Origin of the sequence: Bradyrhizobium sp. RDM12, from assembly GCF_051917485.1 — a bacterium.
Taxonomy (GTDB): domain Bacteria; phylum Pseudomonadota; class Alphaproteobacteria; order Rhizobiales; family Xanthobacteraceae; genus Bradyrhizobium.
In genome coordinates this window covers 2289690-2303048 of the sequence record NZ_CM133064.1, presented here as the reverse complement: position 1 = coordinate 2303048, position 13359 = coordinate 2289690, and the positions used below count along the sequence as shown (strand labels likewise).

Here is a 13359-nt window from a genome sequence, read left to right as displayed (position 1 = left end):
CTCAGCGCACCGTCGCAAAGAATTTTCTGACGTCGCGCACGAACAGCTCCGGCTGCTCGAATGCGGCAAAGTGCCCGCCCCTCTCCATCTCGCTCCAATGCGTGATGTTGTGGAAATTCGGCTCCATCCAGCGCCGCACCGGCGTGATGATCTCCTTGGGAAACACCGCAACACCGGTCGGCACGATCACTTTGGGCGTCGTGCGGCGCTTGCCAAAACTCTCCCAATAGAGCCGTGCGGACGACGTCGCCGTCTCCGTCGTCCAATAGAGCATGACGTTGTCGAGCAGCTCGTCCTTGTCAAGAATGTTTTCCGGGTGGCCGTTGCTATCAGTCCAGGCCCAGAATTTTTCCAGGATCCAGGCCGCCTGCCCGCTCGGCGAGTCCGTCAGGCCATAGCCGAGCGTCTGCGGTCGGGTCGATTGCTGCTTGGAGTAGCCGGAGTCGAGATCGACGTAGTGCTTGAGCCCCGCAAGCGCACGCTTCTCTTCCGCCGTCGGCTCGCCGTCGACCTTCGGCGCCGCATTGAAGGCGAGCGTGATGTGGATGCCCGCGCAATGCTCCGCGTCCTGCCCACCGAGCGAGGTCGTAACCGCCGAGCCCCAGTCGCCGCCTTGCGCGCCGTAACGCGCGTAACCCAGCCGGTCCATCAACTTCGCCCAGGTCGCCGCGATGCGGTCGACGCCCCAGCCGGTTGTTGTTGGTTTCGCCGAGAAGCCGAAGCCGGGCAGCGACGGACAGACGACATGGAAGGCATCGGCGGCGTTGCCGCCATGCGCGACCGGATCGACGAGTGGCGCGATCACCTTCTGAAATTCGACGATCGAGCCCGGCCAGCCATGCGTGATGATCAGCGGCAGCGCCGACGGCTCCTTCGAGCGCACATGCAAAAAGTGGATGTCGAGCCCGTCGATCTCGGTGGTGAACTGCGCGAACCGGTTGAGCTTTGCCTCACGCGCTCGCCAATCATAACCGTTCGCCCAGTAGGAGCAGATCTCCTGGATCCAATGCAACGGCGCGCCCTGGCTCCAGTCATCGACCAGCTCCGCCTCCGGCCAGCGCGTGCGTGCGAGGCGTGATTTGAGGTCAGCGAGGATGTCGTCACTGATCGCGATGCGGAACGGTTTGATCGCGGCGGTCATCGGTTGCCTCCCTTGTCATTCGGGGGCGCGCCTCTTGGCGCGAGCCCGGAATCCATTGATCAACGGAATCGGCGGCCCGATGGATTCCGGGCTCGCGCTTACGCGCGCCCCGGAATGACGGCCTCAGCCCGTCAGCGCCGCCTTCACCAGACCGCTGGCCTTACCAAAATCCATTTGCCCGGCGTACTTCGCCCGCAACGTCGCGATCACCTTGCCCATGTCCTTCATGCCGGCGGCTCCGGTTTCAGTGATGGCGTCCGCGATCGCCTTCTTCACCTCGTCGTCCGACATCTGCTTCGGCAAGTAGGCCGAGATCACCGCGATCTCCTCGCGCTCCTGCGCGGCGAGCTCGGCGCGGCCGCCCTTGTCGTAGAGCTCGACCGATTCCTGGCGCTGCTTGATCATCTTCTGGAGGACGCCGAGCAGGTCGGCATCCGACAGCGGCGGCTTGCCGCTGCCGCGCGCCTCGATATCGGCGTTCTTGATGGTCGAGTTGACCATGCGCAGCGTGGACAGCTTGCGCTCGTTCTTGGCCTTCATGGCCTCCTTGACCGCATTGTTGATGTCGTCGCGCAGCATGGCCGTGATCCCTTTAATCCGTTGCGCCTGATCTAAGCCGTTTGCGGGAAAGAGGCCATACCGGGCCCGCGGTTCATTGTTTCCGAACCGGCTGTCGAAACTGCGCAAAAATTACCCGTTCCAGCTTAGAGTGCCTGAGGAGACCTGTCAAATATGCAAAAACGCATGTGAATCCGCCGTTTCGCGCTTTGACGGGCGCGCGCCGGGGGCTTATGAAGCGGGCTCATGACACAACATGAAAACGATACCGCCTGGCCGGACCACAAACCGACCGCGCTCCTCGTGCTCGCCGACGGCACGGTGCTCGAGGGCTTTGGTCTCGGCGCCGAAGGCCACGCCGTCGGTGAAGTCTGCTTCAACACCGCGATGACCGGCTATGAAGAGATCCTCACCGATCCCTCCTATGCCGGCCAGCTCATCACCTTCACCTTCCCGCATATCGGCAACGTCGGTACCAATGAGGAAGACATCGAGACGGTGAACATGGCCGCGACGCCCGGCGCGCGCGGCGTGATCCTCCGCACCGCGATCACAGACCCCTCGAATTACCGCGCCACCAAGCATCTCGACCAGTGGCTGAAGGCGCGCGGCATCATCGGCCTTTCCGGCATCGACACCCGCGCGTTGACTGCGCTGATCCGCAGCAAGGGCATGCCTAACGCCGTGATCGCACACGCAAGGAACGGCGAGTTCGATTTGCATGGGCTGAAGGAAGAAGCGCGCGAATGGCCCGGGCTCGAGGGCATGGACCTCGTGCCGATGGTCACCTCCGGCCAGCGCTTCACCTGGGACGAGACGCCCTGGCTGTGGGACAAGGGTTTTGGGCGGCAGGACAAACCAGAGTTCAACGTCGTCGCCATCGACTACGGCATCAAACGCAACATTTTGCGCCTGCTCGCCGGCGTCGGCTGCAAGGTGACGGTGGTGCCGGCAACGACATCATCTGAAGACATTCTGGCGATGAAGCCGGACGGCGTATTCCTGTCGAATGGTCCGGGTGATCCGGCCGCGACCGGCAAATACGCCGTGCCTGTGATCCAGGACGTCATCAAGTCGGGCACGCCGACCTTCGGAATCTGCCTCGGCCACCAGATGCTGGGCCTGGCGGTCGGCGCGAAGACCAAGAAGATGCATCAGGGCCATCACGGCGCCAATCATCCCGTGAAGGACGAGACCACCGGCAAGGTCGAGATCACCTCGATGAACCACGGTTTCGCCGTGGACGAGAACACGCTGCCAAAGGGCGCAACGCAGACCCACATCTCGCTGTTCGACGGATCCAATTGCGGCATCCAGCTCGACGGCAAGCCGGTGTTCTCGGTGCAGTACCATCCCGAGGCGTCGCCGGGTCCGCGCGACTCGCACTACCTCTTCCAGCGCTTTGCCGATCTGATGCGGCAGAAAAAGAGCGCGTAAGCTCAGCTGCGGCTCTCGTGCCCCGGCGCGGCGCACCACGCCGCTGTTCGCGGCGTGATGCGCTGCTGAACCGGGGCCCATAGCCTCGGCACTCCGGGTCCCGGCTCTGCGACGCACCGCTTGGCGCTGCATCGCGTCCGGGACAGGAGAGGAACGCAATCCGGGCAACGTCGGTTAAGGGGTGTACGGTTTTCTTCCGGAGCCCCGTCATGTCCGCCGTCCGCGACTCTGCCGAACCGCTCGCCATCGTGTTCGAGGATGACGGGCTGGTGCCGAACAACATCCTCCCGTTCCTGGTCTACCAGGGCGCGGTGAAGCTCGATCCGGAGCACCCGGAGGAGACCATCGAAGACCTGTTCGAATCCAACAATTGGGGCGGCACGTGGCGCAACGGCGTCTACGATTACCTGCACTACCACGCGACCGTGCATGAGGTGCTCGGCGTGGCGCGTGGCCATGCCCGCGTCCGCTTCGGTGGCGATCACGGGCAGGAGCTTGAGATCAAGGCCGGCGACGTCGCGATCCTCCCGGCCGGCACCGGGCATCAATGCATCAAGGCGAGCGATGATTTCTGTGTGATCGGCGCTTATCCGCCGGGATCGAAGATGGAGATCGCGCGGGCCACGCCCGAGAATCACGCCAAGGCGTTGAAGACGATTCCAAACGTTGCGCGGCCGCCGGCCGATCCGGTGACCGGCAAGCATGGCGCGCTGATGCGGCTGTGGCGTTAGCGACAAGCGTGGGTAGGGTGGGCAAAGCGAAGCGTGCCCACCAACCAATTTATGCCACACGGATAGATGGTGGGCACGGCGCGCAAGAGCGCCTTTGCCACCCTACGGCAGCCCGGCCGTTATGATTTGTTGCCGCCTTCCTGGCGGGTGGCTTCGAACAGGAACCAGGTGCGGCGCTCGGTCTCGTCGATGAAGTTCTCGAGGATGCTGGCGCTGGCGACGTCGCCAGCGTCATCGCAGACCTCGTGCGCTTTGCGCATCGCCGCGGCGACATGCTTGTTGTCCTGCATCAACTCGCGGAGCATTTCGCGCGGCGGGACGTAATCCTCGTTGTTGTCCTTGATGGTCTGGAGCTTTGAGATCTGGCCGATCGACTTCACCGTGGCGCCGCCGATCTTGCGGACGCGCTCGGCGAGTTGGTCCGTGGTGGCAAAAATCTGATCCGACTGCTCGTCGAGCAGCAGATGATAGTCGCGGAAGTGCCGGCCGCTGATGTGCCAGTGGAAATTCTTGGTCTTGAGATAGAGCGCGAAGGCGTCGGCCAGAAGCACGTTGAGCGCCTCCGAGACCTTATTGACCGCCTGGGACGACAGATCGGTGGGGGTGTCGAGGTCGGGAGAAACCTTGCTGGGGGCTTTGCTCACGGGAAACCTTCCTGTTAGGACGCAGACATTGACGGCGCGCCGTCGCACCCCTAACGCAAGGCGGGCAGCGCGGTTCCTGACCAGGAACCGCTGGGCGGGATATCATGGACGATTGGATCGATTATTACGACTCGACGCATACGATCTATGTCAGCAAGCTGCATCGCGATTTGCACTTCCAGATCATCGCGCGGGACATAATCGGCTACATCACCTCGCCCGAGGCGACCGTGCTGGACTATGCCTGCGGCGAGGCGCTGTCGGCGACCCAGGTGGCGGCTGCGTGCGGCCAGCTGATCCTGGCCGAGCCCGCGCCCGGCGTCCGCGGCCGGCTGATCGCGCGGTTTGCGCCGAACACGAAGATCCGCGTCCGCTCGCTCGACGACGTCCGCAAGATGCAGGACCAATCTATCGACCTGGTGGTGATGAACTCGGTCGCGCAATACATGACGGCGGAGGAGCTCGATGCCGCGCTCCTCAATGTCAGGCGCATCCTGAAACCGTCCGGCAAGCTGGTGCTCGGCGATATCCTCCAGCCGCATGTCGGCATGGTACGAGACGTGGCGGCGCTGCTGTCCTTCGGTCTGCGTCACGGCTTCCTGAAGGACGCGCTGATCGGGTTGGTCAGCACCGCGCTGTCAGATTATCGTCATCTGCGCGCGCGCATCGGGCTCAAGCGCTACAGCGAGGACGAGATCATGGCCAAGCTGAAGGCGGCGGGCTTCGCGAGCCAGCGTGCCGAGACCAATATCGGCCACAACCGCTGGCGCATGACCTTTATCGCGCGGCCGCCTTTGGTTCGCTAAGCTTCCCGGGTGCGTTAAGCATAACGACCACCTGAGGTGGCTTGTCGTACCTCGATCGGCAATGATCGCCGCGGCCCGGTGGCGGAAGCGTCTACGCGAGAGCAGTGCATCGCTCTTCATCCTGGTTCAAATCCAGGCCGGGTCTCCACGCTTCGCCCCTTTCGGGGCTACGCGTGGCGCAGCCACGCAAGGCCCGCAGGGGCGAAGCGTGTCCGGCGTAGCTGAAGCGCAGCGAAAGCGTAGACGGACTGCCCGCCCAAAACCTCAATCCGCCTCGACCACGTCACACTCCGCAACAAGCTGAAGCCTGTCTGCGTCCTTGGCCGCCGAGTTGAGTACGGCGTCGAGCAGGCCGGGGAAGCGGGCTTCGAGATCCTCGCGGCGCAGCCGCATGAAGCGGTTGGTGCCCGCCACGCGCGTCTGCATCAGCCCGCAATCGCGCAGCTTTGCGAAGTGATAGGTGAGGTTCGACTTGCCGGAGAGGCCGTTGAAGTCGCCGCAGCAAAGCTCGCTGCTGACAGGTTCCTGCTGGGCGAGCTGATATACGATCGCCAACCGGATCGGATCGCTCAGGCAATCCAGAACTAGGGGCAGCTCGATCTGCTCACGGGTGGGGTGGGGAGGCGTGCGGCTCATGACGTCGGAATCATAGCGGTGCGGCTATAATGTTCAATAGTTCTTGAACCAATTGACTTCAAATCCGTCGTATTCGATAGTTCAATAAACATTGAACATAGGGTTGTTTGCAATGGGCGTATTCTGGCTGGCCTTGGCGGCGTTCGCGATTGGCACCGAAAGCTTTGTTATTGCGGGTCTTTTGCCGACGATCGCCAACGACCTCTCGATTTCGGTCTCGGCCGCCGGTCAATTGGTGACCGCCTACGCCCTTACTTATGTCGTCGGCTCGCCGATCCTGGCGGTGACATTGAACAACATCGACCGCCGCACCGTGCTGGCGCTGGCGCTGTCGACCTTCATCGCCGGAAACCTGTTCGCGGTGATGGCTTCGGGCTACGCGCTGCTGCTGGCCTCGCGCATGTTGATGGCGGTCGGCGCAGGACTGTGCATGCCGACGGCGCTTGCCGTCTCGGTCGCCGTCGCCTCGCCGGACCGGCGCGGCCGGGCGGTGGCGCTGGTCACGTCGGGAATGACGATCGCAACCGTCGTCGGTGTCCCCCTCGGTAACCTCGTCGGCAGCCTGTTCGGCTGGCGGGCGACGTTCGCCATGGTCGCAATGCTGGGCGCGATCGCGCTGGCCGGGCTCCTCTTTGGGCTTCCCCGAGGCCTTCCCAAAAGCACAGCTTCGCTCGCCGAGCGGCTGGCCGTGGCACGTCACGGCAACGTCCTGATCGCGCTCCTCATCACGGTCTTATGGGCGCTCGGCGGCTTCACCATGTTCACCTATTTTGCCGTCCCGCTTCGTGCTTTGGGCTTCGACGCCATGCACATCAGCCTCGCCCTCCTGGTGTTCGGCGCGGCGGCGGCGATCGGCAACATACTCGGCGGTCTCCTGGCCGACCGGCTCGGCACCGTCGTCACCGCGGCGCTCGGACTGACCGGTATGGCCAGCGCGCTTTTCCTGCATTCGCTGGTGCTGAAATTCCTCCCCGGGCAGGCGCACTATGCGATCATGGGTCCGATATTCCTCCAGGGCGTTTCGGGCTGGGCGTTCTATCCGGCCCAGATCGCCAGCATTATCCGGATCGACCCGCAGGCTTCGATGGTCGCGCTCTCCATCAATGCCTCGGCGATGTATCTCGGCTTTGCGATCGGGGGAGCATTGGGCGGCGCCGTGCTTGCGGCGTGGAGCCCGTCCGACCTCGGCTGGGTCGGCGGTGCGAGTGTCACAACCGCCCTTCTGCTGCACCTCGCCCGCGGCTGGCAGGCGCGACCGAAACCCGCCAAAATTGCCGGTTGACGGGGCATTTTTCGGGGTTTCGCCGCCCCGAAAACTGGTCTAAGACCCACCCGCGCGCGAGGGGAGACCCCGCGCTCTCGCACAAGGGGACGCGCGGCAAGCGCGCCCTTTTTTTGTGCCCGAATTCCAGCCCGCGAGCGGTGATGCCTAAACGAACCGACATCTCGACCATCCTGATCATCGGCGCCGGTCCCATCGTGATCGGCCAAGCCTGCGAGTTCGATTATTCGGGCACGCAGGCGGTGAAGACGCTGAAGGAAGAGGGCTATCGCATCGTTCTCGTCAATTCCAATCCGGCCACGATCATGACCGATCCGGAATTGGCGGATGCGACCTATATCGAGCCGATCACGCCCGAGATCGTCGCAAAAATCATCGAGAAGGAGCGTCACGTCATCCCGGGCGGTTTCGCGCTGCTGCCCACCATGGGCGGGCAGACCGCGCTGAACTGCGCGCTATCGCTGCGCCGGCAGGGCACGCTGGACAAGTTCGACGTCGAGATGATCGGCGCGACGGCTGATGCCATCGACAAGGCCGAGGATCGCCAGCTGTTCCGCGAGGCCATGACCAAGATCGGGCTCGAGACGCCGAAGTCGCGCCTCGCCAACGCGTCCGAGTTGAAGAAGTCGTTCCGCGACAAGTACCACGCCGAACGCGAGAAGCTGTCGGGCGCGGCGCTCGAAGAGCTCGACCGCCAATGGACCCTCGGTGAAGGCGACCGCCGCAAGCGCTACCAGGAATATGCTTTCGGCCAGGCCATGATGGCGCTGTCCGAGATCGGCCTGCCCGCGATCATCCGCCCCTCCTTCACGATGGGCGGCACCGGCGGCGGCATCGCCTACAACAAGGAGGAGTTCCTCGACATCATCGAGCGCGGCCTTGACGCGTCCCCCACCAACGAAGTCCTGATCGAGGAATCCGTCCTCGGCTGGAAAGAGTTCGAGATGGAGGTGGTGCGCGACAAGAAGGACAATTGCATCATCGTCTGCTCGATCGAGAATTTCGATCCGATGGGCGTGCACACCGGCGACTCCATCACGGTCGCTCCGGCGCTGACGCTGACGGACAAGGAATACCAGATCATGCGCGACGCCTCGCTGGCGGTGCTGCGCGAGATCGGCGTCGAGACCGGCGGCTCCAACGTGCAGTTCGGCGTCAATCCCGAGGACGGCCGCATGGTCGTGATCGAGATGAATCCGCGCGTATCGCGGTCGTCGGCGCTGGCTTCCAAGGCCACCGGCTTCCCGATCGCCAAAGTCGCGGCCAAGCTCGCGATCGGCTACACGCTCGATGAAATCGCCAACGACATCACCGGCGGCGCTACACCGGCGTCGTTCGAGCCGACGATCGATTACGTGGTGACCAAGATTCCGCGTTTCGCCTTCGAGAAATTCCCCGGCGCCTCCTCCACGCTGACGACCTCGATGAAATCGGTCGGCGAGGTCATGGCGATCGGCCGCACCTTCCAGGAGAGCCTGCAGAAGGCGCTGCGCGGGCTCGAGACCGGGTTGACCGGCCTCGACGAGATCGAAATCGAAGGTCTCGGTCGCGACGACGACAAGAATGCGATCCGCGCCGCGCTCGGCACGCCGACGCCGAACCGCATTCTCCAGGTTGCGCAGGCCATGCGGCTCGGCTGGTCGAACGAGGAGATCTTCAACTCCTGCAAGATCGATCCGTGGTTCCTCGGCGAGATGCGCGGCATCGTCGACATGGAGCAGAAGGTCAGGAAGCACGGCCTGCCCGGCAATGCCTTCGGCATGCGCACACTCAAGGCCATGGGTTTTTCGGATGCGCGTCTTGCGGTGCTCGCCGAGACGACGGAGGCCGAGGTCACGGCGAAGCGTCACGCACTCGCAGTCCGTCCGGTCTACAAGCGCATCGACACGTGCGCGGCCGAATTCGCCTCGCCCACCGCCTACATGTACTCGACCTACGAGTCGCCGTTTGCAGGCAGCGTTGCCGACGAGAGCACGCCGTCGGACAAGAAGAAGGTCATCATCCTCGGCGGCGGCCCGAACCGCATCGGCCAGGGCATCGAGTTCGACTATTGCTGCTGTCACGCCTGCTTCGCGCTGCATGACGCCGGCTACGAATCCATCATGGTCAACTGCAACCCGGAAACGGTATCGACGGACTACGACACCGCGGACCGGCTCTATTTCGAGCCGCTCACCGCCGAGGACGTGCTGGAGATCATCGCGAAGGAGCGCAGCAACGGCACGCTGCACGGCGTGATCGTGCAGTTCGGCGGCCAGACCCCGCTCAAGCTCGCACGGGCGCTGGAAGCCGCTGAAGTGCCGATCCTCGGCACCTCGCCCGACGCCATCGATCTTGCCGAGGACCGCGACCGCTTCAAGCGCGTGCTCGACAAGCTGCGGCTGAAGCAGCCCAAGAACGGCATCGCCTATTCGGTCGAGCAGGCCCGCCTCGTTGCGGCAGATCTCGGCCTGCCGCTGGTGGTGCGCCCGTCCTATGTGCTCGGCGGCCGCGCGATGCAGATCATCCGCGAGGAGAACCAGCTCAGCGACTACCTGCTCGGCACGCTGCCGGAGCTGGTGCCGGCCGACGTCAAGGCGCGCTATCCGAACGACAAGACCGGGCAGATCAACACCGTGCTCGGCAAAAACCCGCTGTTGTTCGACCGCTATCTGTCCGATGCCACCGAGATCGACGTCGACTGCCTCTGCGACGGCAAGGATACCTTTATCGTGGGCATCATGGAGCACATCGAGGAAGCCGGCATCCATTCCGGCGACTCTGCCTGCTCGCTGCCGCCGCACTCGCTCGACGCCAGGATGATCGAGGAACTGGAGCGGCAGACGCGAGAGCTCGCGCTCGGCCTCGACGTCGTCGGCCTGATGAATGTCCAATACGCGATCAAGGACGGCGAGATCTATGTGCTCGAGGTCAATCCGCGTGCGTCCCGCACGGTGCCGTTCGTGGCCAAGGTGGTCGGCACGCCGGTCGCGAAGATCGCCGCGCGCATCATGGCCGGCGAGAAGCTCGCCGATTTCAAGCTGAAGAAGGCCGACTTCAAGCATGTCGGCGTGAAGGAATCGGTGTTTCCGTTCGCCCGCTTCCCGGGTGTCGACACGGTGCTCGGTCCCGAGATGCGCTCGACCGGCGAGGTCATGGGCATCGACCGCTCCTTCGCGGTGGCATTCGCCAAAAGCCAGCTCGGCGGCGGCACACGGGTGCCGCGCAAGGGTACGGTGTTCGTTTCGGTGCGCGAGAGCGACAAGACGCGCATCGCAGAGGCCGTTCGCGAATTGCATTCGCTCGGCTTCAAGGTGCTGGCGACATCGGGAACGGCACGCTTCCTGACCGATGAGGGCATCCCGACCGAAAAGGTGAACAAGGTGCTGGAGGGGCGGCCGCACATCGTCGACGCCATCACCAACGGCGATGTCCAGCTGGTCTTCAACACCACCGAAGGCCCGCAGGCGCTTGCCGACAGCCGCTCGCTGCGGCGCGCGGCCCTCTTGCATAAAGTGCCGTATTACACCACTCTTTCCGGGGCCGTGGCGGCCGCGCAGGGCATCCGCGCCTATCTGGGTGGGGACCTTGAGGTTCGTACCCTGCAGAGCTACTTTTCGGAAACCTGATCGCGAGCGAAAGGGCCAAGCCTCTCGCTAAGTGATTGGCGATGAAGCCACAATGGCCGGAGGAACTGTCCGGCCATGTGGTTGTTCTGTTCCGGCGCCAGACCCACATAACGTTCCGGCGGCGGCGTTTTCAGCCCCGGGAATACCGACGAATCAAGGTTGTCGCGCCCGCCGTTCTTGCGGGGCGCGAGGCCGAAGGACGAGAGAAGAGATGGAAAAGGTTCCGATGACTGCGGGCGGCTTTGCCGCGCTCGGGGAAGAATTGAAGAAGCGCCAGTCCGAGGACCGTCCGCGCATCATCGAGCATATCGCTGAGGCGCGTTCGCACGGCGACCTGTCCGAGAACGCCGAATACCATGCCGCGAAGGAAGAGCAGTCTCACAATGAGGGCCGCATCGCCGAGCTCGAGGACAAGCTCGCGCGCGCCGACATCATCGATATCTCAAAACTCTCCGGCGACACCATCAAGTTCGGCGCCACGGTGACGCTGGTCGACGAGGATACCGAGAAGAAGGCGGTGTGGCAGATCGTCGGCGAGGTCGAGGCCGACGCGAAGAAGGGCCGCATCTCCATCACCTCGCCGCTGGCGCGCGCGCTGATTGGCAAGAAGAAGGGCTCGACCGTCGAGGTCAACGCCCCCGGCGGCGCCAAGGCGTATGAGATCACCAAAGTAGAGTGGCGGTAAGGATCTGCCGCTGCGCGCATTGAGTTTTCGAAAAGGCCGCGCGATTTGCGCGGCCTTTTTGTTTCGCCGTATTGCTGCTTGGATTGCTTGGCTACGCTCGCGCGAGGGCAAGCGCTACCTTCTTCCCTTCACGTCCAGCGGCACCGCCGCCTCATATTTCGAATTATGCAGCACCAGCGAGGTCCGCACGTTTCGCACGTGGGGCGCGGCGGTCAGGTGCGTCACAAAGTCCTGGAAGGTCGCCATGTCGGGCGCGACGCATTTCAGGATGAAATCGACCTCGCCCGACAGCATCCAGCACTCCCGCACCAGCGGCTCGGCGCGCACGAATTCCTCGAAAGCGCGCAGATCGGCTTCTGCTTGGCTGGAGAGGTGCACCGCGGCGAACACCGTGACGTCGAAGCCGAGCTTTCGCGCATCCAGCAGCCCGCGGTAGCCATGGATATAACCCTCCTCCTCCAGCGCCCGGACCCGGCGCAGACAGGGCGGAGGCGAAATACCGACCCGTTTGGCGAGCTCGACATTGGTGATTCGACCGTCGGCCTGGATCTCGGCGAGAATTTTGAGGTCGATCTCGTCTAGGTTCCGCGACACGTGATTGGAACTCCTGGCCTTTATGGCGGCATCGGGTGGGTCTGATTGCATCCTCATAGCTCAGTCGCGCGCGTTAGCGCAATTTTATTGCGCGTTCATCCGATCTCACTTTTGTTCCTTGTTGGAAAAAACCGCCGATTGGGAATGCAATTCTTGCATAGCTCACCAGAAGGCTTAGATTAGCTCTGATATTTCAGCGCCTCCGCGAGGCCTCCCGGCACGTTCCGCGCCCGCGCTGCAGATCCCCCGTGAAAGGCGTCCGCAAATATGTCCGCTCCTGTTCATGCAAAGGTCGTCATCATTGGCTCCGGCCCCGCCGGCTACACCGCGGCGATCTACGCCGCGCGCGCGATGCTTGAGCCGATCCTGATCCAGGGCATGCAGGCCGGCGGTCAGCTCACCATCACCACCGATGTCGAGAACTATCCGGGCTTCGCCGACGTGATCCAAGGGCCCTGGCTGATGGAACAGATGGAGAAGCAGGCGGTCCACGTCGGCACCAAGGTCGTCACCGACCTGGTCACCAAGCTCGAGACTGCGCACCGGCCGTTCCGCCTGACCTGCGACTCGGGAGACGTCTATCTCGCCGAAACCGTGATCCTCGCCACCGGCGCGCAAGCGCACTGGCTCGGGTTGCCCTCCGAGGCGAAATTCCAGGGCGGCGGTGTGTCGGCCTGCGCCACCTGCGACGGCTTCTTCTACCGCAACAAGGACGTCGTGGTGGTCGGCGGCGGCAATACCGCGGTCGAGGAGGCCCTGTATCTGACCAACCATGCCTCGCGCGTCACCATCGTGCATCGCCGCGATCACTTTCGCGCCGAGCGCATCCTGCAGGAACGCCTGTTCAAGCACCCGAAGATCAAGGTGGTCTGGGACTCCGCCGTCGACGAGATCTGCGGCACCGAAAAACCGAACCAGGTCACCCATGTTCGCCTGAAGAACGTTAGGACTGGCGCGCTCACCGAGCTGAAGACCGACGGCGTCTTCATTGCCATCGGCCACGCGCCGGCGACGGAGCTCGTGAAAGACCAGATCAAGCTGAAACCGTCGGGTTATGTCGAGGTCGCCCCGAACTCGACCGCAACCTCCGTGCCCGGCCTGTTCGCCGCCGGCGACGTTGCCGACGAAACCTATCGCCAGGCCGTGACGGCCGCCGGCCTCGGCTGCATGGCAGCCCTCGAGGCCGAACGTTTCTTGGCCCTGCGCGCCAGCGAGCGCGCGGCAGCGGAATAACGAT

The 13359-nt window shown here is 63.7% G+C and carries 12 protein-coding genes; 7 read left to right on the top strand and 5 right to left on the bottom strand.

What is annotated here, in order from left to right; translation table 11 throughout:
• Nucleotide 1 precedes the first annotated feature (1 nt).
• Both ACTGJ9_RS11040 and ACTGJ9_RS11035 read right to left on the bottom strand, forming a co-directional pair.
• Nucleotides 2–1141 carry an epoxide hydrolase family protein gene (locus tag ACTGJ9_RS11040; RefSeq protein WP_456677085.1) on the bottom strand — a complete coding sequence of 380 codons (1140 nt, stop codon included), beginning with the start codon at nt 1139–1141 and terminating at the stop codon, nt 2–4.
• 123 nt (nt 1142–1264) lie between these two features.
• On the bottom strand, nt 1265–1720 hold the full coding sequence (locus ACTGJ9_RS11035; protein WP_456677084.1) for a GatB/YqeY domain-containing protein: 456 nt from the start codon (nt 1718–1720) through the stop codon (nt 1265–1267).
• 225 nt (nt 1721–1945) lie between these two features.
• Between ACTGJ9_RS11035 and carA the strand changes: the two genes are divergently transcribed.
• Both carA and ACTGJ9_RS11025 read left to right on the top strand, forming a co-directional pair.
• Nucleotides 1946–3136: a glutamine-hydrolyzing carbamoyl-phosphate synthase small subunit gene (gene carA / locus ACTGJ9_RS11030; RefSeq protein WP_456677083.1), complete on the top strand. Its 1191-nt coding sequence runs from the start codon at nt 1946–1948 to the stop codon at nt 3134–3136.
• A gap of 209 nt (nt 3137–3345) precedes the next feature.
• Entirely contained in the window at nt 3346–3867 is a 522-nt protein-coding gene (locus tag ACTGJ9_RS11025; protein WP_456677082.1) for a cupin domain-containing protein, read from the top strand.
• A gap of 119 nt (nt 3868–3986) precedes the next feature.
• Here ACTGJ9_RS11025 and ACTGJ9_RS11020 read toward each other — a convergent pair whose 3' ends face one another.
• Entirely contained in the window at nt 3987–4511 is a 525-nt protein-coding gene (locus ACTGJ9_RS11020) for a Dps family protein (RefSeq protein WP_456677081.1), read from the bottom strand.
• A 104-nt stretch (nt 4512–4615) separates the two neighbouring features.
• Here ACTGJ9_RS11020 and ACTGJ9_RS11015 point away from each other — a divergent pair, with 104 nt between their 5' ends.
• Nucleotides 4616–5317, top strand: a complete 702-nt coding sequence (locus ACTGJ9_RS11015; RefSeq protein ID WP_456677080.1) for a class I SAM-dependent methyltransferase — start codon at nt 4616–4618, stop codon at nt 5315–5317.
• A 264-nt stretch (nt 5318–5581) separates the two neighbouring features.
• Here the strand turns inward: ACTGJ9_RS11015 and ACTGJ9_RS11010 are convergent, their stop codons facing one another.
• A complete protein-coding gene (locus tag ACTGJ9_RS11010) occupies nt 5582–5953 on the bottom strand; it encodes an ArsR/SmtB family transcription factor (RefSeq protein ID WP_456677079.1) in 372 nt (123 codons plus the stop codon).
• 112 nt (nt 5954–6065) lie between these two features.
• Here ACTGJ9_RS11010 and ACTGJ9_RS11005 point away from each other — a divergent pair, with 112 nt between their 5' ends.
• The 3 genes from ACTGJ9_RS11005 (at nt 6066) to greA (ending at nt 11528) form a co-directional block, all read left to right on the top strand.
• Entirely contained in the window at nt 6066–7235 is a 1170-nt protein-coding gene (locus ACTGJ9_RS11005; RefSeq protein WP_456677078.1) for an MFS transporter, read from the top strand.
• Between the two features lie 143 nt (nt 7236–7378).
• Nucleotides 7379–10843: a carbamoyl-phosphate synthase large subunit gene (carB, locus tag ACTGJ9_RS11000; RefSeq protein WP_456677077.1), complete on the top strand. Its 3465-nt coding sequence runs from the start codon at nt 7379–7381 to the stop codon at nt 10841–10843.
• 211 nt (nt 10844–11054) lie between these two features.
• On the top strand, nt 11055–11528 hold the full coding sequence (greA, locus tag ACTGJ9_RS10995; RefSeq protein WP_027534300.1) for a transcription elongation factor GreA: 474 nt from the start codon (nt 11055–11057) through the stop codon (nt 11526–11528).
• A gap of 114 nt (nt 11529–11642) precedes the next feature.
• On the opposite strand, the gene ACTGJ9_RS10990 is transcribed toward greA, so the two are convergent.
• Nucleotides 11643–12122, bottom strand: coding sequence for an Lrp/AsnC family transcriptional regulator (locus ACTGJ9_RS10990; protein ID WP_027534298.1), 480 nt, complete (start codon nt 12120–12122; stop codon nt 11643–11645).
• A 267-nt stretch (nt 12123–12389) separates the two neighbouring features.
• Between ACTGJ9_RS10990 and trxB the strand changes: the two genes are divergently transcribed.
• Nucleotides 12390–13355, top strand: coding sequence for a thioredoxin-disulfide reductase (gene trxB, locus ACTGJ9_RS10985; RefSeq protein WP_456677076.1), 966 nt, complete (start codon nt 12390–12392; stop codon nt 13353–13355).
• Nucleotides 13356–13359: the final 4 nt, after the last annotated feature.

Excerpts from the sequence above, each read along its gene's own strand:
- ACTGJ9_RS11040 (WP_456677085.1), bottom strand. The coding sequence starts at position 1,141 with ATGACCGCCGCGATCAAACCGTTCCGCATCGCGATCAGTGACGACATC.
- ACTGJ9_RS11035 (WP_456677084.1), bottom strand. The coding sequence starts at position 1,720 with ATGCTGCGCGACGACATCAACAATGCGGTCAAGGAGGCCATGAAGGCC.
- carA (WP_456677083.1), top strand. The coding sequence starts at position 1,946 with ATGACACAACATGAAAACGATACCGCCTGGCCGGACCACAAACCGACC.
- ACTGJ9_RS11025 (WP_456677082.1), top strand. The coding sequence starts at position 3,346 with ATGTCCGCCGTCCGCGACTCTGCCGAACCGCTCGCCATCGTGTTCGAG.
- ACTGJ9_RS11015 (WP_456677080.1), top strand. The coding sequence starts at position 4,616 with ATGGACGATTGGATCGATTATTACGACTCGACGCATACGATCTATGTC.
- ACTGJ9_RS11010 (WP_456677079.1), bottom strand. The coding sequence starts at position 5,953 with ATGAGCCGCACGCCTCCCCACCCCACCCGTGAGCAGATCGAGCTGCCC.
- ACTGJ9_RS11005 (WP_456677078.1), top strand. The coding sequence starts at position 6,066 with ATGGGCGTATTCTGGCTGGCCTTGGCGGCGTTCGCGATTGGCACCGAA.
- carB (WP_456677077.1), top strand. The coding sequence starts at position 7,379 with ATGCCTAAACGAACCGACATCTCGACCATCCTGATCATCGGCGCCGGT.
- greA (WP_027534300.1), top strand. The coding sequence starts at position 11,055 with ATGGAAAAGGTTCCGATGACTGCGGGCGGCTTTGCCGCGCTCGGGGAA.
- trxB (WP_456677076.1), top strand. The coding sequence starts at position 12,390 with ATGTCCGCTCCTGTTCATGCAAAGGTCGTCATCATTGGCTCCGGCCCC.